The 20011-nt window shown below is 38.5% G+C and carries 20 protein-coding genes and 2 tRNA genes; 12 read left to right on the top strand and 10 right to left on the bottom strand.

Translation table 11 applies throughout. The features are described 5' to 3' along the window. Positions 1–59: 59 nt before the first annotated feature. From P9B04_RS22585 to P9B04_RS22565, 5 genes are all read left to right on the top strand, one after another. Entirely contained in the window at positions 60–1148 is a 1089-nt protein-coding gene (locus P9B04_RS22585) for a tetratricopeptide repeat protein (protein WP_446718036.1), read from the top strand. A gap of 84 nt (positions 1149–1232) precedes the next feature. Continuing rightward, the gene (locus tag P9B04_RS22580) at positions 1233–1817 is read left to right on the top strand and encodes a thioredoxin family protein (protein WP_342057210.1); all 585 of its coding nucleotides are present in this window, start codon (positions 1233–1235) and stop codon (positions 1815–1817) included. Positions 1818–1845: 28 nt separating this feature from the next. Next, a complete protein-coding gene (locus tag P9B04_RS22575; protein ID WP_342057209.1) occupies positions 1846–2628 on the top strand; it encodes an ABC transporter permease in 783 nt (260 codons plus the stop codon). 399 nt (positions 2629–3027) lie between these two features. Continuing rightward, positions 3028–3657, top strand: coding sequence for a transaldolase family protein (locus P9B04_RS22570; protein WP_342057208.1), 630 nt, complete (start codon positions 3028–3030; stop codon positions 3655–3657). Between the two features lie 42 nt (positions 3658–3699). Continuing rightward, the gene (locus P9B04_RS22565) at positions 3700–5211 is read left to right on the top strand and encodes a hypothetical protein (RefSeq protein WP_342057207.1); all 1512 of its coding nucleotides are present in this window, start codon (positions 3700–3702) and stop codon (positions 5209–5211) included. Here P9B04_RS22565 and P9B04_RS22560 read toward each other — a convergent pair. The 7 genes from P9B04_RS22560 to P9B04_RS22530 all read right to left on the bottom strand — a co-directional run bounded on the left by P9B04_RS22560 (position 5208) and on the right by P9B04_RS22530 (position 11361). Beyond that, the gene (locus P9B04_RS22560) at positions 5208–5741 is read right to left on the bottom strand and encodes a pentapeptide repeat-containing protein (RefSeq protein ID WP_342057206.1); all 534 of its coding nucleotides are present in this window, start codon (positions 5739–5741) and stop codon (positions 5208–5210) included. The genes P9B04_RS22565 and P9B04_RS22560 overlap by 4 nt on opposite strands. 88 nt (positions 5742–5829) lie before the next feature. Continuing rightward, positions 5830–6000 (bottom strand): pentapeptide repeat-containing protein, encoded by a 171-nt coding sequence (locus P9B04_RS22555; RefSeq protein ID WP_342057205.1) that lies wholly within the window; start codon positions 5998–6000, stop codon positions 5830–5832. 259 nt (positions 6001–6259) lie between these two features. Beyond that, positions 6260–6466 (bottom strand): hypothetical protein, encoded by a 207-nt coding sequence (locus tag P9B04_RS22550; protein WP_342057204.1) that lies wholly within the window; start codon positions 6464–6466, stop codon positions 6260–6262. 67 nt (positions 6467–6533) lie between these two features. Further along, the gene (locus tag P9B04_RS22545) at positions 6534–7136 is read right to left on the bottom strand and encodes a hypothetical protein (RefSeq protein ID WP_342057203.1); all 603 of its coding nucleotides are present in this window, start codon (positions 7134–7136) and stop codon (positions 6534–6536) included. Between the two features lie 296 nt (positions 7137–7432). Beyond that, complete coding sequence (locus P9B04_RS22540) at positions 7433–9208, bottom strand: ribonuclease J (protein ID WP_342057202.1); 1776 nt, start codon at positions 9206–9208, stop codon at positions 7433–7435. A 151-nt stretch (positions 9209–9359) separates the two neighbouring features. Further along, a complete protein-coding gene (gene dapA, locus P9B04_RS22535) occupies positions 9360–10259 on the bottom strand; it encodes a 4-hydroxy-tetrahydrodipicolinate synthase (protein ID WP_342057201.1) in 900 nt (299 codons plus the stop codon). Positions 10260–10317: 58 nt separating this feature from the next. Next, positions 10318–11361 (bottom strand): aspartate-semialdehyde dehydrogenase, encoded by a 1044-nt coding sequence (locus P9B04_RS22530; protein WP_342057200.1) that lies wholly within the window; start codon positions 11359–11361, stop codon positions 10318–10320. A gap of 261 nt (positions 11362–11622) precedes the next feature. Between P9B04_RS22530 and P9B04_RS22525 the strand changes: the two genes are divergently transcribed. Then, positions 11623–11694 (top strand) — tRNA-Gln (locus tag P9B04_RS22525). Positions 11695–11803: 109 nt separating this feature from the next. Here P9B04_RS22525 and P9B04_RS22520 read toward each other — a convergent pair. Then, entirely contained in the window at positions 11804–13126 is a 1323-nt protein-coding gene (locus P9B04_RS22520) for a dihydroorotase (RefSeq protein WP_342057199.1), read from the bottom strand. A gap of 142 nt (positions 13127–13268) precedes the next feature. On the opposite strand from P9B04_RS22520, the gene lepB reads away from it, so the two are divergent. Further along, on the top strand, positions 13269–13910 hold the full coding sequence (lepB, locus tag P9B04_RS22515; protein ID WP_342057198.1) for a signal peptidase I: 642 nt from the start codon (positions 13269–13271) through the stop codon (positions 13908–13910). Between the two features lie 55 nt (positions 13911–13965). Here the strand turns inward: lepB and P9B04_RS22510 are convergent. Next, positions 13966–14050, bottom strand: a tRNA-Ser gene (locus tag P9B04_RS22510). A 617-nt stretch (positions 14051–14667) separates the two neighbouring features. Here P9B04_RS22510 and P9B04_RS22505 point away from each other — a divergent pair. From P9B04_RS22505 to P9B04_RS22485, 5 genes are all read left to right on the top strand, one after another. Next, on the top strand, positions 14668–15486 hold the full coding sequence (locus P9B04_RS22505) for a sulfotransferase domain-containing protein (RefSeq protein WP_342057197.1): 819 nt from the start codon (positions 14668–14670) through the stop codon (positions 15484–15486). 164 nt (positions 15487–15650) lie between these two features. Beyond that, positions 15651–16658, top strand: a complete 1008-nt coding sequence (locus P9B04_RS22500; protein ID WP_342057196.1) for a glycosyltransferase family 2 protein — start codon at positions 15651–15653, stop codon at positions 16656–16658. A 99-nt stretch (positions 16659–16757) separates the two neighbouring features. Beyond that, on the top strand, positions 16758–17108 hold the full coding sequence (locus tag P9B04_RS22495) for a hypothetical protein (protein ID WP_342057195.1): 351 nt from the start codon (positions 16758–16760) through the stop codon (positions 17106–17108). Between the two features lie 39 nt (positions 17109–17147). Continuing rightward, on the top strand, positions 17148–18656 hold the full coding sequence (ycf46, locus tag P9B04_RS22490; protein WP_342057194.1) for a stress-responsive protein Ycf46: 1509 nt from the start codon (positions 17148–17150) through the stop codon (positions 18654–18656). A gap of 134 nt (positions 18657–18790) precedes the next feature. Continuing rightward, positions 18791–19144 carry a DUF1257 domain-containing protein gene (locus P9B04_RS22485; RefSeq protein ID WP_342057193.1) on the top strand — a complete coding sequence of 118 codons (354 nt, stop codon included), beginning with the start codon at positions 18791–18793 and terminating at the stop codon, positions 19142–19144. A 111-nt stretch (positions 19145–19255) separates the two neighbouring features. Here the strand turns inward: P9B04_RS22485 and P9B04_RS22480 are convergent, their stop codons facing one another. Then, positions 19256–19972, bottom strand: coding sequence for a hypothetical protein (locus P9B04_RS22480; protein WP_342057192.1), 717 nt, complete (start codon positions 19970–19972; stop codon positions 19256–19258). Positions 19973–20011: the final 39 nt, after the last annotated feature.

Genomic DNA, 20011 nt, shown 5'->3' with positions numbered 1-20011 from the left:
TTATAATGTTTCAAGGTTTGATCGTTCAAGCCTTTTTTTATTATCCTTTTACAAAAATTATGGTTTATAAACTAACTTTCTCTGTTCTTACAACCCTCATTTTAACCAATAGCATACCCCCCGTTTTAGCCTCTGTTGATTTTCCTTTAATTATTTCACAAACTTCTGCTAAGGAACAATTAGATGAATTATTACGTCGAGGGAGAGCTTATGTCGATAAAGGTAACTATCAACAAGCGATCGCAACCTATCAACAAGCAGCTAGATTAGATAATGATAACGCTAAAATATTTTCAGGTATTGCTTATTTACACAGTCAACAGGGCAATTATCAAGCAGCAGTAAAATATTACCAACAAGCTCTTTCTCTTGATTCGAGTAACCCAAATTTTTATTACGCTTTGGGAGATAGTTTAGCTAACGTCGGAGATAATAATAATGCGGCTTCTGCTTATTATTATGCTATTCAATTAAACCCTCAATTTGTCAAAAGTTATATCGGTTTAGGAGTGGTTTTACTCCGTCAAAAAGACTACGAAGGGGCGGCAGAAGCCTATAAAAGAGTAATTGCTCTTGAACCTAATAACCCCGAAGCATTTGCAATTATGGGATCGTCTCTACTACAACAACAACAGTTAAATGAAGCTCTACAATATTTAACAAATGCGGTTCAGAGGTTTCCTGGTGATGTGGATTTAAGATTATTACTTGCCACTGCTTATTTACAACAAGGGCAGCTAGAATTAGGGAAAGAACAGTTAAAACGAGCATCCAGACTTGACTCGAGAAGCACTAAAATTCAGTTAAAAATTGCTCGTGTTTATGAAGCCCAAGATAACCTGGATGAAGCACTCACAATCTATCGCCGTGTGTCCTTTTTTAATAGAAAACTCCCAGAAGCTTATGCAGGAGTTGGCAGAATTCAATTAGCCCAAAAAGATTACTTAGGGGCAATTATAACTTACAAAGACTTAATCGAAGTTATTCCCCAAAATCCTGAACCTTACTTTTATTTAGGGGTAGCTTTTAAAGAAAGAAACCGAGATAAAGAAGCAAAAAAAGCGTTAAACTACGCAAAAAAACTTTATCAAGAATACAATAATGAAGAAGGAATTGAAAAAGTTGATGGACTGTTAAAACAACTATAGCTAAAACAGGTATAATTACAAGTATTTACAGTCGCAGTCAATGGTTGTCCTACAATTATCCGTAATTTACTAGGAGTTACTTTCATGGTTAAAACCCTTTCTACTATGCTGCCTTTGGGAACAAAAGCCCCAGATTTTTCCCTAGAAGATGTGGTATCAGGTAACAAGATTTCTCTAAGCACCTTTGCCGATAAAAAAGCTTTATTAGTAATGTTTATCTGTGTTCACTGTCCTTTTGTTAAGCATCTTCAAGACGCTTTAGCTGCAATAGGAAAAGAATATGTAGATGCAGGTTTAGGCGTTGTAGCCATTAGTTCTAATGATATTATCACTCATCCTAATGATGCCCCCGACAAAATGAAAGACATGGCAGAAAAGTTAGGGTTTAATTTTCCTTTTTGTTACGATGAAACTCAAGAAATAGCTAAAACTTATACCGCCGCTTGTACCCCTGATTTCTTCTTATTCAATTCCGATAATAATTTAGTCTATCGGGGACAATTTGATGATAGTCGCCCTGGAAACGATGTTCCTGTTACCGGAAAAGACTTAAAAGCAGCCATAGAAGGGGTTTTACGAGATAGAACGATCGATACTCAGCAAAAGCCTAGCATTGGTTGTAACATCAAATGGAAAGCAGGCAATGAGCCTCCGTACTTTGGAGCATAATTAATCATCAAGTGGGGAGAATTATCCATTGGGTAGTGCAATAGAACTAGATTTACTAGATTTAGCCTGGTCTTTGGGAATCATGGCTATTGCAGTAGTTTTGTCCAACTGGCAAAGGTTAGGTTTAGAAGGACAACTTTTATTAGCCACAGGGCGATCGCTGCTTCAACTCTTGGTAGTAGGTTACGTTATTGCTGCCATTTTTGAGCTAAACCATCCTATCCCTGTGTTACTCATTTTAGGGGTAATGTTGACCATTGCAGCCCAAGTCACCAGTAACCGTATTCCTCATAAAGAAAAAGGTTTTTTCCCTCTGGTTTGGCTGTCGTTGCTAGTCAGTAACGGTTTAACCCTAAGTTACGCCCTGGTTTTGATTATCCAACCCGAAACATGGTATTCTCCCCAATATTTAATCCCCTTAACGGGAATGATACTCGGAAATGCGATGAATAGTGCGTCTTTGTCTGGGGAACGTCTTATTACGGCTATTTCTCATAACCAGCGTGAAGTAGAAACCTATTTGTGTCTAGGAGCAACACCTAAAGAGGCGATCACCAGCTATCGAAAAGATGCCATTCGAGTTAGTTTAATTCCTACTTTAAATCAAATGATGGTTGTGGGTATGGTTAGCTTACCTGGAATGTTTACTGGTCAAGTTTTGGCAGGAAACAACCCTTTGAATGCGGCTTCGTATCAGATTTTGATTTTATTTATGATTATGCTAACCAATATTGTAACGTCTATTTTGGTAACAGAAGGGGTTTATCGTCGTTGTTTTAATGAACAGGCACAATTAATTATTAATTCTTAACCTAGTTAGCTTATTTAGTAAACAGTAAAAACATAAATTGGAGCTAACATTTAACTATAGCAACCAGTAATCATACCAAATCCGCTTTATATACCCCCTTTTAAAATTTACAGCCTAAAAGCTGAAAACCCTTCTGCCTCCTGCCCCCTGCCTCCTGCCTCTTCTAGAAGATAAGATGGGTTTTAGAACCGGATTTGGTATCACTTGTGAGAATTTAAGTCTGAGGTACAAGGGAACATGGAAAAGTCAACAGTGAGCAATGGCAACTTATAACTGGGAAAAAACATATCTCATAAATCATTCCTGATTGCTAGATGTCTGAGCTAAGATGAAACAGAATGAAGTAATAGACAGTCTGCATCAAGACTTCACCACAAAGAAGTTAACTTTTTAAATATCATGATTTATTTAGACTCTGCCATCATCAGTGAGGCAAAGATAGCCACACAATACGGATGGGTAAAAGGTATCACCACAAACCCCATATTATTAGCAAAAAGCGACTTATACCCAGAAAAAACTTTACAGGAATTAGCTAATTTAAGCCCAGGGGAACTCTACTATCAACTAACAGCAACAAAAGCTGAAGATATGATAGCAGAAGGAAAAAAAGCCTATCAATTAATTGGGGAAAAAACTGTCCTAAAAATTCCGGCCACAACCATCGGGTTTCAAGTAACAGCAACCCTATCTCCTCAGATTTCTTGCGCTGTTACCGCCATTTACAGTAGCGCACAAGCTGCTATTGCTAAAGAAGCAGGAGCTAAATATGCCATTGCTTATGTCAATCGTGCCACTAGATTATTAGGAGATGGTTTAGCCTTGGTTAAGGAAATGGCGAAAGTATTAGAAGGGAGTGAGACAGAAATCCTAGCGGCTAGTTTAAAGTCACCCCAAGAAGCTGCCGACTCTTTACAAGCAGGAGCGCACCATTTAACAGTTCCATTGGATATTTTAACTGCTATGACCACTCATGAATTATCAAAAAAAACTGTAATAGAATTCAACGAAAAAGGTCAAGGAATTTAATTACCATAGACTCAGATTTAAGATTCATCAACAGTTTAAAAAATGCAACAGGAAAAACAGACAATTTTGGTTATCAGTGTCTTATTTACTACAGTTTTTATCGGTTCTCTTTGTCTATTAATAGGAGGAACTAACCTCGCTGTTCTGGGAACATTATTAGTTCCTTGTACCGTATTGTCTTACTTGTTTCCTCGATGGGGTTTATTAGCTTTTTTGATTTATTTACCGTTGGGTGGAACTATCACCTATGCTATAGCAGGGGTTTTTCAAACATTTGGTAGAGGGATTCGCTATACAGGCCTCTATTCCTTATTTCATTTAGCTAAAGATGCCTTTTATCTACCTGCACTAGTTGGGATTGCTATTAATTATAGAATCTGGCAAAAACGTCCTTTAAAATTTAAAATATTACTTATTTTAATTGCTGTTTTTGTTATTAGTTGTTTGTTCACTTTCTTTTTAGTTAACTTACCTGAAGATTTCAGTAATACTCAAGATAAAGTTACCTTAATGGGTGTTGTTGGGTTAAAAGTTTGGTTAGGTTACATTCCATTAATTTTCTGTGCTTACTACTGTTTTAATAGTCAAAAAACACTACTTCTATTTAATAGAATCTTATTGATTTTAATTTTCATTGCTTGTATCTTATGTCTGATTCAATATTTGTTATTAGTTAATGGGATCTGTCCAGGAAGCGTGGATTTACCGGCACCATCTAATACTTCTGCTAGTTTACGCGCTCAATGTTTTGTAGGAGGTTCCTTACTATTTAACCCTGGAAGAAATTTGATCAGATTACCAGGAACTTTTGTTGCACCTTGGCAGTGGGCTTGGTTTTTGATTACAAGTAGCTTCATTACTTATGGTGTTAGTTTAAGTGAACCTTCTCGCCTCTGGAAAGGTGTCAGTTTCACTACTATGATATTGGTTTTAGTTGCTACTTTAATTTCAGGGCAAAGAGCAGCTTTATTATTAGTACCTTTTATTTATTTAACCTTGTTTATTTTGACACAGAAAAAAAATAAAAATTTATTCATTAAGCTAGGCATTATATTTATTTTAGCAACAGTAATTGCTACACAAATAAGTTGGTTTAACGAAATAATTATCAATTTTACCCAACGCTGGCAATACTCACCTCCTCAAGAATTTATGCTTGATCAAATACAATGGTTAACCAAAAACCGCATCAGTCTATTAGGTAATGGGTTAGGAACAACAGCAAGTGCTGCTCGTCGTTTGGGTTCCATTAGATTAGTGGAAACTTTTCCAGTTCAGATGATATACGAAATTGGAATTTTAGGATATATTGCGTTCCTAAGTGTTGTTACAACTTTAACAATTATCACTTTTAAAGCTTATCGTTCCCTTAAAAACCCTGCTTTGCGTGGACTTGGTTTATGCCTATGGATTTTTATTTTATTGATTAGTTATAATCCTTATTATTATCCTCTCGCCGTCGATCCTGTAGCTGTTTATTATTGGTTTATTGCGGGAATATTATTGAAATTACCGGTCTTGGAAAGAGAAGATATTTCCCTGACTACTAATTAATTAACTGTTTGATAAATACTTTCTAATACAGTTCTTTTCCAAATGCTTTCTAACGATGCTGAATAATTTTCTTCTGAAGAAGTACTGACTAATTCTTCAACTTTAATAGAAGGATGATCATTTGACGGTTCTTGATTAATCAATATTCTCTGTTCCCTGTACACATTAGAAAATTTATCATTATCAAATATACTAGCTGTCAGGTCTGCTTTATTCAAGTTAGCTGTTCTTAAATTGGCTCCTATTAAATTGCTTCCTACTAAATAACTTCTTGTAAAATCACATTTCTCTAAATTAGCTGAAGTGAGATTCGCATCTACCAAGTAACTATCAACAATATAAGCTTTACCTAAGTTAGCCTTTTCCAGATTAGCTCTACTTAAATCTGAATTGATTAAAATGGCATGACTTAAGTTAGCTTCCGATAACATAGTCTTAAAACAAATAACTCCTGATAGGTTAGCATAGCTTAAATTAGCATTTTTCAAAGAGCAATTGCTAAGATTGGTATTAACTATAGCAGTTCCCATACTTGTGAGGTACAGAAGTTATCTCTTTGAGGCAGAAGGCAGGGGGCAGGAGGCAGAAGTTAGGTGTACCTCATGAGTCCGAGAAACGCTATAGCTTACTTTGTTTAAGATCCGCATAATCAAGGTTAGCACCCCGCAAATTTAACTGACTTAAATTTGCCTTTCTAAGATCAGGTATGATCTCAGGATTATTTTTTCGCCATTGATTCCAGGTATCTACTCCTTGCATCAAAAGATTTAAGTGTTGTTTATTAGCCATTCTTATTTTCCCTCAAGTTACAAAACTTTATTTTCTTCAGTTTCAGTATACTCACGGATAATGGCAATTTGTGTGATCAGAATCTCTACATCTAAGTGAAGTTGTTTCTACACAGAATTTCTGTTGAAACATTGTCTAAAATTTATTTAAACATCGCCAGAAATTGAGTAACATTGTAGAAGTTTTGCATTATATAAAAGTAAGAAAAAGTGAGCGAGGACACGAAACGACTAGGGGTTAAGTGTTTGAAAATAAACGCCTAATTGTCCTTCGATATACCCTTAGCTTCTAGAACTGCATTATAAAATGCTTCTAAATCAGCTTTTATGGATGGTTGTCCATCTTCTGTCGTTGTTGAAGTAGAATAACCGCATTGTATTGCAATTTGAGTGCGAGGCACATAAGCTAACGACAGCTTTTTGAGCATTTGCAATAATGCTTCTCCTTGTAACTTTTCCTGGGACATATTAACCGTCCAATTATTCCTCTGGTAATTTCCTATTGTTAATAGGAACTTTTAACTTGTTTTCATGTTAAGGCATTTCTATGATTTCTAACAAATCCCAATTAGATCGTACACGAGTAAAAGTTTTTTGCAATGATTCTTGAGAACGCCATTCTTTTTTTGGAAGAACTTCATAAGATTTTGTTCCTAGACAAAATTCACTAACAAATTCATAAAAGTCTCGACCGATCTTATAAATGTCTCCACTGAAGCAATCACTATTTGCCCAGTAAATATCATAGCTTTTATCTAATTTGTTATAGGATCTTAAATCCCAAAAAATAGAAATAGCGCTGGGTTCTCTGCCAAACACAAAGGCAGAATCGAGCAAATCAATCAGTGATTCTCTATCCATCATTTTTTCATGTTGTGGATCTGGAAATCTAATTATTTCCTCTTTTATTGCTTCTAAACAACCATTAGAAAACTTAAGATTGGGGCAAAAAATAGTGATAAAATCGCCAAAGCATCCTGTACCGAACACTTGGCAAAACTCCTTATATCCTATTGGGAAAAATATGCGTATTTCATTTTCAAATGCCTCAAGTCCATCTTGACTCCAGAATTCTGAACCATAAGGAGTTTCTATGATTTCTAACTGGTTAAGAAGAGATTTCCATTTTTCAATCATTAGCTTTTCTTATCTATATTTATGGCAATATGTTTATTATTCCTTCTGATCTTAAAATTTTTCTGGACAAATATAACATCCTACTTGTAATTGGTCTTTAAATTCACAATTGTCAACATACGATAATAATTGTACTTGGAAGTATGGGAACTGCTAGATAAAAATATGGGGTCAAAACTCTTTGACCCCTATCATACTATTTGTTATGTTTGTGAAGTTCAAGAAACTCCCAGTTGTGTCTAAAAAGTCTCAACCAATTTTCCTACTGTCATAAAAAGGTACACAACACAACTGTATTAAGAAGCAGTAGAAGCGGTAGGACGACGACGACGATAGACTTTCCGATTGCTGCTGGTGGGTTCAGGATTAGGATCAGAATAGTCTGGGGTTTGTAGCATAAAGATGACTAAGGGATAACTCCGTAATTCCCGTTTGACTAATCTCTGTAGGGTGTTTTCAACTTCTTCTTGCAGATAAGACCAGTCTACCCTTGGAGTGCGATCGCTGGATGCAAATTCATCCCAACGATTCTCTAGAATATTCTCGATCGCTCTAATAATTAGTTGTTTGAGCAAGGATTGTTCTACTTTTGTCACCACACCTCGTAAATGAACTTCGGGGGGAGTAATGAGTTTTCCTTCCCAACTAATGGGGGCAGCAACAGTAACAACACCATCTTCGGCCAGTTGTTGACGATCTTGCATTACGTGATCATGAACCACACCCGCTTGGTCTACTAATTCTATTCCCGATGGAACTTCCCCTGCAACGGCAATTTTGTTTGCTGAAACCTCTATGATGTCCCCGTTTTTCACAATAACGATATTGTCGGCAGGAACTCCCATCTTATAAGCTGTCTCGGCGTGTTTAACCAGCATTCGGTGTTCTCCGTGAACGGGAACAAAAAATTTCGGTCTTGTCAAGGCTAACATCAGCTTATGGTCTTCTTGACAACCGTGGCCAGAAACATGAATTCCGTGTTTACGACCATAAATTACCTTAGCCCCCTGCATCATCAGACGGTCAATTGTATTAACAACGGCGATGGTATTCCCTGGAATGGGGTTAGCGGAAAAGACAATGGTATCCCCTGGACGAACCTTAAGATGACGATGCGCTCCTCTGGAAATACGGGTTAAAGCAGCTAAGGGTTCTCCTTGTGAACCAGTAGTCAAGATTAAAACTTGCTCATCTGGGAGACTGTTAGCGGCTTTGAGGGAAATGAATAGATCCTCGGGACATTTAACATAGCCTAATTCTCGGGCGTGGGCGATGACGTTTAACATGGAACGTCCCACCACAGCTACTTTTCGCTTATGTTTTTGGGCTAGTTGTAAAATAATATTGACCCGATGTACCGAAGAGGCGAAGGTGGTGATCATCAACCGCTTTTCTGCTTGGGCAATAATGCGGTCTAAGTTCGGGTAAACCGAGCTTTCTGAAGCAGTGCTTCCGGGAACCTCAGCATTAGTTGAATCACTCAGCAAACAGAGAACGCCTTTTTCTCCGTGTTCGGCTAATTTCTGGAAGTCGAAATATTCCCCATCCACGGGGGTATGATCAATTTTGAAGTCTCCTGTATGGATAACAATACCCAATGGGGTGTGAATAGCTAAGGTAAAGCTATCGGCCATGGAATGGGTGTTGCGAATAAATTCCACCAAAAATGAGGGGCTAATCCTTACCATTTCCCGAGGGCCAACAGTTTGCAGCTTTGTGCGATTGCTCAGTCCAGCTTCATCTAACTTGTCTCTAACTAAGGCTATGGCTAATTTTGGTCCGTAAATCTTGGGAATGTCAAACTGTTTTAGATGGTGGGGAATGCCTCCAATATGATCTTCATGACCGTGGGTGGCAATCATTCCCTTTATTTTGTGGCGATTTTTTCTTAGATAGGTCATGTCGGGGAGAACAATATTTACCCCGTGCATTCCCTCGGTGGGGAAGGCTATACCTGCGTCAATGAGAATAATTTCGTCGTTGTACTCTAATATACAGGTGTTTTTCCCTATTTCATGAAGTCCTCCCAAGGGAATAATTTTTAGGCTAGGCTGCTGTTTGGTTTGACTCATTTTCCTCCTGAAGTCATTAAATAGCTTGTTGATGATTCTGTACTTTGAAAAACTAAATATATTAATGAAAAATACTTAAAAACAACTAGCTGACTATGTGATAGCTGTACTCACGGAATTCTTGATATACACACATTATAGTCTATTTATTCTACTGTTTTTTTAGTAATGATAGTTCTTCTAAGATCAATTTAATCTCTTTTTTTAATGTTTCATCAATATTTACTAATGGTAATCTCACTCCACCTACTTCCCATCCCTGTAGGTTTAGAGCTGCTTTTACAGGTATTGGGTTTGTTGTAGAAAATAAGACTTTAAATAAGGGAAAAAGTTTCACATTAATCTCGCTTGCAAGATTTCCTTGCTGATTATCATAAGCTTTAATCATTTCCTTTATCTGCGAACCTACTAGGTGACTGGCAACACTAACAACCCCTGCACCTCCTACGGTTAATAATGGCAATGTCAAAAAATCGTCTCCTGAGTAGATTAGAAAAGAACTGTCAGTCATTCTCCGAATCCTACAGGCTTGCTCTAAGTTCCCGCTTGCTTCTTTCACAGCAATAATGTTAGTTATTTCTGCTAACTTAGCTGTAGTTTCTGGAGACATATTTTGCCCTGTTCGCCCAGGTACATTATACAACATAATAGGAAAATCGCCTACGGTTTCAGCAATTTTTTTAAAATGTTCATATAGTCCTTCTTGGGGTGGTTTATTGTAGTAAGGTACCACTTGCAAAGAACCATCTAAACCTATTTTTGCGATATATTTAGTCATCTCGATAGCATTTTGAGTTGAATTTCCTCCTGTTCCCGCTATGACTTTAGTTTTACTACCTACTGCTTTTTTTACTGTCTTAAATAACTGGGTTTTTTCTGACCAACTCAAGGTCGGAGACTCTCCTGTTGTCCCTGAAAGCAAAAGTGTATCGCTACCATTATTAACTAAATGAACAGCCAATTTTTCTGCCACTTCATAGTTAACATTTCCTTCTTGATCGAACGGTGTCACCATTGCGGTAATCACCTGGCCAAAACTTCTCTCACTCATTCCTTTTTTTGTCTATTATTGTGTTATTTCTACTGTAGATTTACTGAGATAATTCTTTTTAAACCTTTAAGGTGGATTTGTTTTTCTTAAGGCAACTCTTTTCCAGCAATAATTCAGCAATTTGTACGGCATTTAAGGCAGCACCTTTACGAATTTGATCTCCACAAATCCATAATTCTAAACCGTTCGGATGGGAAATATCTTGACGAATTCTTCCTACTAAAACTGCATCCTTTCCTGAAGCATCTATAGGCATAGGAAAATAGTTTTTTTGCCAGTCTTCTAGTAGTTGAACTCCTGGGGACTCAGCTATAATTTCCCTTGCTTTTTCTACTGAGAACGGCTCTTTAAATTCTAGGTTAATGGCTTCTGAATGGGCCCGCAATACAGGAACCCTAACACAAGTAGCTGTTATTTTTAAGTTGGGTTCAGCAAATATTTTGCGAGTTTCATTAACCATTTTCATCTCCTCTTCGCAGTATCCCGTATCTTTTAAGGGAGAATTATGGGTAAAAAGGTTAAAAGCAAGGGGATAAGGTAAAATTTCTGCTTTAGGCTTTTCCCCCTTTAAAATAGCCTCAGATTGAGTTCTCACTTCCTCCATTGCTCTGGCACCGGCTCCACTAGCAGATTGGTAAGTAGATACTACAATTCTTTCGATGGGTTGAAACTGGTGTAGAGGGTAAATCCCTACTGCCATAAGTATGGTAGTACAATTAGGATTAGCAATAATCCCCCGATGGTCGGCTGCGGTTTCTGGGTTAATTTCTGGCACAATGAGGGGAACTTCTGGATTCATTCGGAAAGCACTGGAATTATCTACCATTACTGCCCCAGAATCTACTATAGTTTGCGCCCAAGCTTTTGATGTTGATCCTCCTGCTGATGCTAATACAATATCAATGCCTTCAAAAGCCTTCTCTGTTACAGACTCAACTTGTATGCTTTTTCCTTGGAACTCGAAGGTGGTTCCAGCAGAACGGGGAGAAGCTAAAAGTTTGAGGTTTTTGACAGGAAAGTTACGGCTTTCTAACAATTTGAGTAACTCAGTGCCAACGGCCCCAGTTGCTCCTAAAATAGCGACATTGACTGGCTTGGACAATATAGTGTTCCTCCCAAGTTTTAGGGTCTTCTATCTTATCATAATACCGAGATCGAGAATTAAAAGAAGGACAAGTAATAGCTCACCTTATCTCTTCGTGCCATAGTGTGAATGGTGTTGAAACATACCGTATGTTTTTAAGCAAAATTGTTGATTTTGGATTGTCACCCATAACAAATTGTTACTTACTGCTTCTCTTCTCTAAAGAAATACTTGACAAACTTTCGGTAAGCACTGTTATAATAACAAGGGTAAGATTATTGGGGTGTCGCCAAGCGGTAAGGCAGCGGGTTTTGGTCTCGCCATTCCTAGGTTCGAATCCTAGCACCCCAGTTCAAGTGCGTCAGCTAACTAAATTGTAGATCATTGGGACTAGCTTAATAGATGTTCTAATCCAAGGAAGAAAGCTAAGCCCATAGCTGTTTGTTATACCAAAAAATGCCTACTGTACATTACCAGAGAATTGTAGAGCTTTTCCTCTGACTTGTGTGTTTAATTTACCTTTTTCGTAGGCAATGTTTCCCCCAACAATAGTAAAAACAGGCCATCCTGTTAAGCTCCATCCTTCAAAGGGACTCCAGCCGCATTTTGTTTGCAATTCTTCTCTTAATACAGGACGATAGTTATCTAAATCGACCAAAACTAAATCAGCATCGTACCCAGGTTTAATTAAACCTTTGTTGGGAATTTTATAAGCTTCTGCTGGTTTATTAGACATCCAAGAAGAAACTTGAGAAACTGTACATTTTCCTGCTACAGCTTGGGTGAGCATTAAAGGTAAAGAAGTTTCAACCCCAGGCATTCCCGAAGGAGAACTAGGATAGCCTTTGGCTTTTTCTTCTAAAGTATGGGGGGCGTGATCAGTAGCAATAAAATCAATTACCCCATCCAGTAAAGCACGCCAAAGAATATGATTATTGTCTGGAGATCTTAAAGGGGGATTCATTTGTGCTAGAGTGCCGATTTTTTCATAGGTTTCTGTGTTTAGTAGTAGATGCTGAGGCGTTACTTCGGTTGTCACCCAACTGGGTTTATTTTCTCTTAAAAATTCAGCTTCAATACCGGTAGATAGATGCAAAATATGTAAGCGTCTTTGATATTTCTGAGAAAGTTTTAGAGCTAATTTTGTCGCATTCAAAGCGGCAGTTTCATCTTGAATTTGAGAATGAATCGCCGGCTCACTAATACCTTTAAATTCTTGACGACGTTGTAAAATTCTGCCCTGATCTTCTGCATGAACTGCGATTAAGCGATCGCCTTTAGCAAAAATAGGCTCAATTTCCTTTTCTTGAGACACCAACAAAGCTCCATGAGACGATCCCATAAAAATTTTAATTCCACAAACTGGATTAGCTGTCAATAAATCGGGTAAATTTTCAGGGGTAGCTCCGATAAAAAATCCGTAATTAACCAAGCACTTTTGAGAAGCTAACTCTAACTTTTGGTCTAAAGCCGCCTGAGTGATAGTTAAAGGCCGTGTATTAGGCATTTCTAAAAAAGAAGTAACTCCCCCCCTAGCACAAGCGCAACTCGCCGTGAAAAGGTCTTCTTTGTACTCTAAACCCGGTTCTCGAAAATGTACTTGAGGATCGATTACTCCTGGTAACAAAGTTAATCCTTCAGCGTCTATGATAGTATGATTCCCAGATGGAGTAATTTCTGGAGCAATCTGGACAATCTTACCTTGTTGGATTAGGATATCTCCTAGTAGAAATTCCCCATCAGGTAGGAGAATGCGAGGACTACGAATGAGAAGTGGTGCCATTGAAGTAAAAACCTCCTAAAATGTGATCAACCACACTTTCAATTGTCTCACTGACTTAAGTTTAGCTAAAATAAAATCAAATATTCGTTACCTTACGCTCTCAAAATATCGATTCGCTTAACTCCTAAAATATTTATATCCTATGACTCGAAGCGCAAAACAAGATAAAAATAAGCATTCTCAGTCTTCTAAGAAGGAAAATCCTTGGGTAGAACTAACCCAAACGGTTGTCACAGCTGTTATTCTTGCCTTCGGTATCCGTACTTTTGTCGCTGAAGCTCGTTACATTCCTTCCTCCTCTATGGAACCAACCCTAGAAATTAACGATCGCCTGATTATAGAGAAGCTAAGTTATCATTTTAGGGAGCCTGTCAGGGGAGATGTGGTGGTTTTTAATCCTACAGAAGCACTCAAAGCGCAGGACTTTAATGATGCTTTTATTAAGCGTATTATTGGATTACCAGGAGAGACTGTTCAGGTAAGAGAAGGTAAGGTTTATGTTAACGGTGAGGAAATTACCGAAAAATATATCGCAGAAGATCCTAACTACGATTATGGACCGGTTGTAGTTCCGGAAGGCGAATATTTAGTATTAGGAGACAATCGAAACAATAGCTACGATTCTCATTACTGGGGTTTCGTTCCCAAGGACAAGATTATTGGTAAAGCCTTTGTTCGTTTTTGGCCATTTAACCGTTTAGGAAGTCTTGATCAACAACCTTTATATCCTGGAGAAAGTGTCAACGGCGAAGGAACTAAAAAATCCTTGGCTCCTGGACACTGATGTTTTATATTGACAGGAGAGTGGATATTTTTCAACTCTACTTCTAGTATGGAAACGGAGAGGGAGGGATTCGAACCCTCGTTGCCTTGCGACAAAGCAGTTTTCGAGACTGCCGCATTCAACCACTCTGCCACCTCTCCACAGGAATCTACATTGATTTACACATAAGGTATATTCGTAAAACTTGCACAACCCTAGAAGGGTTTATTATTCAATACCTGCACTAACCAGGACAATCAAGCGGACTAAAGTTTGCCTATTATTTTTACGGTTATAACACTTCAACCTCTTCATCCACAGAACTTGATTGTTAGGTAATAAGCATTTTGAACATTGAACAAGTTTTTTTGTTCTCGAGCGTACATAAAGTGCGTTCAGAATACTATGATAGTGATAGTCTCTTTTTTTACACTTTTTTCAGCTTTATTTTCACCTCTTCGAGAAAAGATGAACCTAAACTCCAACTTTCCACGACCTTTCCCATCTTAGCACTTAATTTCAAAGCAAGTCAATAATTGACTGATTAAGATGTTAACTATCTCAAAGCTTATCAAAAATATTGGTTTATGTATCACTGCTCAAAAATGTTAGGAAAGTGTTGGAATCAGGCATCTACACATTCACGGGATGTTTTATTGCTTCAGACAACGCTTATTTCCTCTAAGTTTCAAAAAAGCACTAATTTAAAATTTTGTTTAAATCAGGGAAATAAGTAATAATAGTCACCAGATTGATCATCGAAATGGAGAAGAGCAACATGAAAAAAAAAGACTTATCAAAGGCATATCGAATCCTAACAAGTCCTATACGGAAACTACCAGATTTCTTGATTATAGGTGTTGCTAAAGGTGGGACAACATCTCTACATAAATATATAAATAACCACCCAAAAGTAATTCCTTCCACAGTTAAAGAACCCGGTTACTTTTTAAATGGAAAATATCCTAATCATTCAATCTATTGGTATAAAAGTCATTTTCCACTGAGTAACTTTATTACCAGAAGTAATAAATTAACAGGTGAAGGAACTCCCGGATATATTCATAGTAAAAATGCACCAAATTGGATCAAGTCAACAATGCCTCAAGTAAAATTGATAGCATTACTCAGAAATCCAGTCACCAGAGCATATTCACACTTTAGTATGAAAATGCAGAAAAAGGGTATGAAAAAATCTGAACTAACACCAGCCTTTATCAAAGAGGTAAAACGGGAACTGGAAATCCTGAGAATCAAGCAATCACCCGATGAGCCTTTTAATAAGATAGAACCTACAGGACACTTCTATTTATCGGGGGGAATTTATGTTAGCTCAATCAAGCGATGGATAGATACATTCTCGCGCAAGCAAATTCTCATTCTCAAAAGTGAAGATCTGTTTGAGAAGCCTGAAAAAACTATGCAAAAAGTATTCAATTTTTTAGATTTGCCAGACTATAAAGGTGATTACCCTGTATATAATGGTGGTAATTATCTCAAATTAGATTCAAAAATAAACCAGGAGTTATCAGAATTTTTCAAGCCTTATAATGAATCTCTTAGTGATTACCTCGAACAAGACTTTAACTGGATTTAATATCTTTCATAAACCTAAATAGAGAAGTTTAACTTAGACCCCGTCGCTAACGGCAGGGTTCTGTTACTAGATATAACAAACATTAACTTTTGTTCTTGACTCATTTTTCTCTCCATTTTATGTTACATTGTCAGCAAAATTGTTAATAAAAACCCATAAAAATAATGAGTCAAACATCAACATTAATAACTAAGAAAGATAATCACAGTTATAAAGAAGTTTATCTTTCTGTGATTGTTCCTATTTTTAATGAAGTCGAAAGTTTATCAGTCTTAATTAAAACCATTGCCGATGTCTTGGAAAAAAATCAATTACCATACGAAACCATTTGCGTCGATGATGGTTCTCGAGATGGCTCTGCTGAGTTGTTACAAGACCTCGCTAAAAATCGCCATGATTTAGTTGCTATTATTTTTCGCCGCAACTACGGTCAAACTCCAGCCATGGCCGCAGGATTTGAATATGCAAAAGGAAAAATCATGATTACCTTAGATGGCGATTTACAAAATGACCCGGCTGATATTCCTGAATTAGTGGCTAAAGTGGAAGAAGGTTACGATTTGGTAAGTGGTTGGCGGAAAAATCGCCAGGATGATCGTTTAACAAGGCTTTTACCGTCTAAAATTGCCAATTGGATCATTGGTCGGGTTACAGGGGTTAAATTACACGACTATGGATGTTCCTTAAAAGCTTATCGTAGAGAAGTGATTTCAGACATGAATCTCTATGGAGAGTTGCATCGTTTTTTACCGGCCCTTGCTTATATCGAAGGGGCAAAAATCACAGAAATTCCCGTTCGTCATCATGCCCGTCGTTTTGGAGAAAGTAAATACGGTTTGGGACGAACCTTTAGAGTTGTCATGGACTTACTGACTATCTTCTTCTTAAAAAAATTTTTGACTCGTCCCATGCATATTTTTGGATTAGGTGGACTGATTTTACTGATCACAGGACTGTTGATCGGAACTTATTTAACCTTTCTCAAATTAATTGTTGGATTGAGCATTGGTCATCGTCCCCTACTCATCTTAGCCGTGCTTCTCATCCTCAGTGGCATCCAATTATTGATTTCTGGATTACTAGCAGAATTAATCATGAGAACCTATCACGAATCACAAAAACGCCCCATTTATCGAGTTCGTCAGGTTGTTAAGTCCTCAAATATTAAGTAATATTACAATAATGCCGTCATGCTGGCATAACAGCTTGACAGCTCAAAAAAAGCTCGCTAGGATAATCACACATACCCGGGTAAACTCAGCTAGAGTGATATGCAAGACAAGCAAAAAGTCACACTGTATCTCCCCCCTGGAGTCCATAGGCAACTCAAAATTAGAGCAGCTATCGACCACAATTCGATGTCTGCATTAGTTGAGAAGGCGGTTGACTTTTACCTTAGACACCCAGACAAGGTGGAAGAGATTGAGTCTGCTGCCCACGGGAAAAAGCACCAAGTCCATGTATGTCCGGAGTGCGAGGCTGCCATGATCATGCGAGACGGAAAAATGGTTTCACTGAAGGATCAGCCTAGTGTTCTCACTGACGACTTCACTATAGAAGTAGGGGAGTGTGTTTCAACCGATGCCCAAACATCCGGGGAAGAAGCCTTAGTACCTTGCTAAGTAGCTTAACCGTCCAAACATTACTTACAGGTCGATACTATGAAAGAAGAGCTAAACATACTAATACAGGCTCAATATCCTTTAATATATCTTGTTACATCAGAAGAACAAAGGGCTGAGCAAGCAGTTGCTAACATTGCTCAACAATACAGTAAGAGCCGACGTGTATTCTCTTGGACTGTGACCCACGGCATGGTCGAGTATGGACAGGCAGGAAGATCAACCCAGCATAACACGGTCCACGCAGAGCCAGCGATCAGTTGGGTGATACGTGAGAAGGAACCAGGAATTTTTATATTCAAAGATTTGCACCCGTTTATAAGTGATGCTAATGTCACCCGTTCTCTGCGAGATGCCATTATTAGTTTGCGGGGAACTGAAAAAACCATTATACTGTTGTCCCCCCTACAACAGATTCCCATAGAACTGGAAAAAGATGTTGTTGTTCTTGACTTCCCATTCCCAGATTTAGGTGAGTTAAATCAAGTTTTGTCGAGACAGCTAGAGAAGAACAGAGGTAATCGTATTGCTACTGAGGCTAGAGAGAAACTTCTTAAAGCGACGTTGGGACTTACTAAGGACGAAGCGGAAAAAGTATATCGCAAAGCTTATGTGAAGGCTGGTCGCTTGACAGATGAAGAGGTCAGTATTGTCCTATCGGAAAAAAAGCAGCAGATACGTAGAAATGGTGTTCTTGATTACATAGAGGAAGACGAGACTATCGATTCTGTTGGTGGCCTAGAAGAACTTAAGAAGTGGCTTAAGCAGCGTTCTGGTGCATTTACTGAGAGAGCAAGAGAGTATGGTTTGCCCCAGCCCAAAGGGATGCTAATTTTGGGTGTTCCCGGATGTGGAAAGTCTTTAATTGCGAAGACAACCTCTAGATTGTGGGGTCTTCCCCTACTACGTTTGGACTTAGGTCGAGTATATGACTCTGCTGTGGGTCGCTCGGAGGCTAACCTGAGAAATGCTCTGAAAACAGCTGAATCTATTTCTCCTGCCATACTTTTTATAGACGAACTAGATAAAGCCTTTGCCGGGAGCGCAGGATCAGCAGATTCAGATGGAGGAACTTCTAGTCGTATTTTTGGTTCTTTTCTGACCTGGATGCAGGAAAAAACATCATCAGTCTTTGTCATGGCCACAGCGAACCGAGTGGAGAGGCTACCTGGGGAGTTTTTGCGGAAAGGAAGATTTGACGAAATATTTTTTGTAGATTTGCCAAGTTTGGAAGAGCGTCAAGCAATTTTCAATATTCATCTTAGTAAGCGTCGCTCAGATATTTCTCGCTTCAATATCGAGCAACTGTCTAAGGTATCCGACGGATTTTCAGGTGCAGAGATAGAGCAGGCAATTATTGCTGCTATGTATGAAGCGTTTGCTCAGGATAGGGAGTTTACGCAGCTTGACATCATAGCCACCATTAAGTCCACACTGCCCCTATCTCGCACCATGACTGAACAGGTAACTGCCCTGAGGGACTGGGCAAGGCAAAGAGCCAGACCTGCTTCAGCTTCAGTCGCTGAATACCAGCGATTGGAATTCTAACAAGCTTTCATCTGCTCCCAACAGGTGTAAAGGCTAGTCAAAAGCTAGCAGTTTATCAAAAGTCGTCGTAATTAGACGGCACACAAACCCTAAATTGTTGTTGTTAACTTCTGTTCTACTGGAGGAAATCGAAAATGTCTCACTTTAGCACTCTGCGCACCAAAATTACAGATGCTGAAATCTTACAAGCTTCTTTACGTGATCTCGGTATTTTTGTGAAGACCGATGCTGATGTAAGAGGTTACAATGGTCAGCGTGTTCGTTCTGATATCGTGGCTGTTCTCGATGGCGAATACGATCTCGGCTGGTCTCGCAATAGCGATGGTAGCTTCGACTTGATTGCTGACCTTTGGGGTGTTGCTAAGAAGCACAACCAAACTGAGTTAATCAACTCCATCAACCAAAAGTACGCTGTTAACAAGACCTTAGCAGAAGTTAAGCAGCGTAACTTAGGCAAAGCTAATATCAATTTAGTTCTTCACAGCTAAGATTTAGCGCGCGTTCCCAAGCTTAGGGGTTGACCAGTCTTCGGTTAACCCTTTTCTTGTGCCAAATTAAGGTAGTAGTCTAAAGTCTAAAGATTGACCATACTTGAATCCTCAAGGAAATGTTTTCGTAAAAGCCAAACTACTGTATAAGTGGAAAGCGGCATCCCAAGGGGTTTCCTCTCGGCGTAGTAAATCTATACGCGGGTTAATGAGTTTCAGTAACTCCTGAAAATCAATAGCTGATTCTCCAAAGGGAGTAAACTCTGAATAAGTAGGAAGGTTAGGGGTTTTCTCAGTAACAAAAGCCATAATGTGTTGCCAACTTTGTTTCATAGTTGCTTGACCATCCTGAGCTTTTTGTTTTTCTGAAAAAGGATTCCCTTCTAAGAACCGATATTGTTGATCACACAAACGAATAATAGTCTCCTTTTCAGGAAGATGTAAATCGCAGATGTTGCCATAATCTAGAGTTTTCACGCTTCTTTTTAACTGTCCCCTCAAACCAACATCGACACATTCTTCAAAAATAGGCAGTAAACCATCTACTCGTTGTCCTACTTCTGTCCATGCAAACTCTAGGATGTCCCGTTGTCCTTTTTTTGGTTCATAAACAATAGTAACTTTCGGCTCAACTGACTCAATGTAAAGCACATTGTACACTTTTAAGGTATTAACACGGGTAACCAGTGCAGTGAAACAAGGAATTCCTGATTGTTGTAGCTGTTCTGCTTGAAATCTCAACTTACCAATAGCTCCAGTGCGATACAGTCGCCAGGAACGACTAGGTAATTGTAATCTAGCTGTGTAGGCATCCTGGCGTGGGGACACGAATACCTGAAAGCCTTACCAGATGACGAAAAGAGCCAA

Source organism: Crocosphaera sp. Alani8, assembly GCF_038442745.1.
In the GTDB taxonomy this organism is placed as follows: Bacteria; Cyanobacteriota; Cyanobacteriia; order Cyanobacteriales; family Microcystaceae; genus Crocosphaera.
This window is presented reverse-complemented; position numbering and strand designations above follow the sequence as displayed.

What these genes read in the sequence shown, in the direction of transcription:
- ycf46 (WP_342057194.1), top strand. Translation starts at nt 17,148, where the DNA reads ATGAAAGAAGAGCTAAACATACTAATACAGGCTCAATATCCTTTAATA.
- P9B04_RS22495 (WP_342057195.1), top strand. Translation starts at nt 16,758, where the DNA reads ATGCAAGACAAGCAAAAAGTCACACTGTATCTCCCCCCTGGAGTCCAT.
- P9B04_RS22485 (WP_342057193.1), top strand. Translation starts at nt 18,791, where the DNA reads ATGTCTCACTTTAGCACTCTGCGCACCAAAATTACAGATGCTGAAATC.
- dapA (WP_342057201.1), bottom strand. Translation starts at nt 10,259, where the DNA reads ATGAGTGAGAGAAGTTTTGGCCAGGTGATTACCGCAATGGTGACACCG.
- P9B04_RS22545 (WP_342057203.1), bottom strand. Translation starts at nt 7,136, where the DNA reads ATGATTGAAAAATGGAAATCTCTTCTTAACCAGTTAGAAATCATAGAA.
- P9B04_RS22505 (WP_342057197.1), top strand. Translation starts at nt 14,668, where the DNA reads ATGAAAAAAAAAGACTTATCAAAGGCATATCGAATCCTAACAAGTCCT.
- P9B04_RS22580 (WP_342057210.1), top strand. Translation starts at nt 1,233, where the DNA reads ATGGTTAAAACCCTTTCTACTATGCTGCCTTTGGGAACAAAAGCCCCA.
- P9B04_RS22565 (WP_342057207.1), top strand. Translation starts at nt 3,700, where the DNA reads ATGCAACAGGAAAAACAGACAATTTTGGTTATCAGTGTCTTATTTACT.
- P9B04_RS22585 (WP_446718036.1), top strand. Translation starts at nt 60, where the DNA reads ATGGTTTATAAACTAACTTTCTCTGTTCTTACAACCCTCATTTTAACC.
- P9B04_RS22540 (WP_342057202.1), bottom strand. Translation starts at nt 9,208, where the DNA reads ATGAGTCAAACCAAACAGCAGCCTAGCCTAAAAATTATTCCCTTGGGA.
- P9B04_RS22500 (WP_342057196.1), top strand. Translation starts at nt 15,651, where the DNA reads ATGAGTCAAACATCAACATTAATAACTAAGAAAGATAATCACAGTTAT.
- P9B04_RS22570 (WP_342057208.1), top strand. Translation starts at nt 3,028, where the DNA reads ATGATTTATTTAGACTCTGCCATCATCAGTGAGGCAAAGATAGCCACA.
- P9B04_RS22560 (WP_342057206.1), bottom strand. Translation starts at nt 5,741, where the DNA reads ATGGGAACTGCTATAGTTAATACCAATCTTAGCAATTGCTCTTTGAAA.
- P9B04_RS22550 (WP_342057204.1), bottom strand. Translation starts at nt 6,466, where the DNA reads ATGTCCCAGGAAAAGTTACAAGGAGAAGCATTATTGCAAATGCTCAAA.
- P9B04_RS22555 (WP_342057205.1), bottom strand. Translation starts at nt 6,000, where the DNA reads ATGGCTAATAAACAACACTTAAATCTTTTGATGCAAGGAGTAGATACC.
- lepB (WP_342057198.1), top strand. Translation starts at nt 13,269, where the DNA reads ATGACTCGAAGCGCAAAACAAGATAAAAATAAGCATTCTCAGTCTTCT.
- P9B04_RS22520 (WP_342057199.1), bottom strand. Translation starts at nt 13,126, where the DNA reads ATGGCACCACTTCTCATTCGTAGTCCTCGCATTCTCCTACCTGATGGG.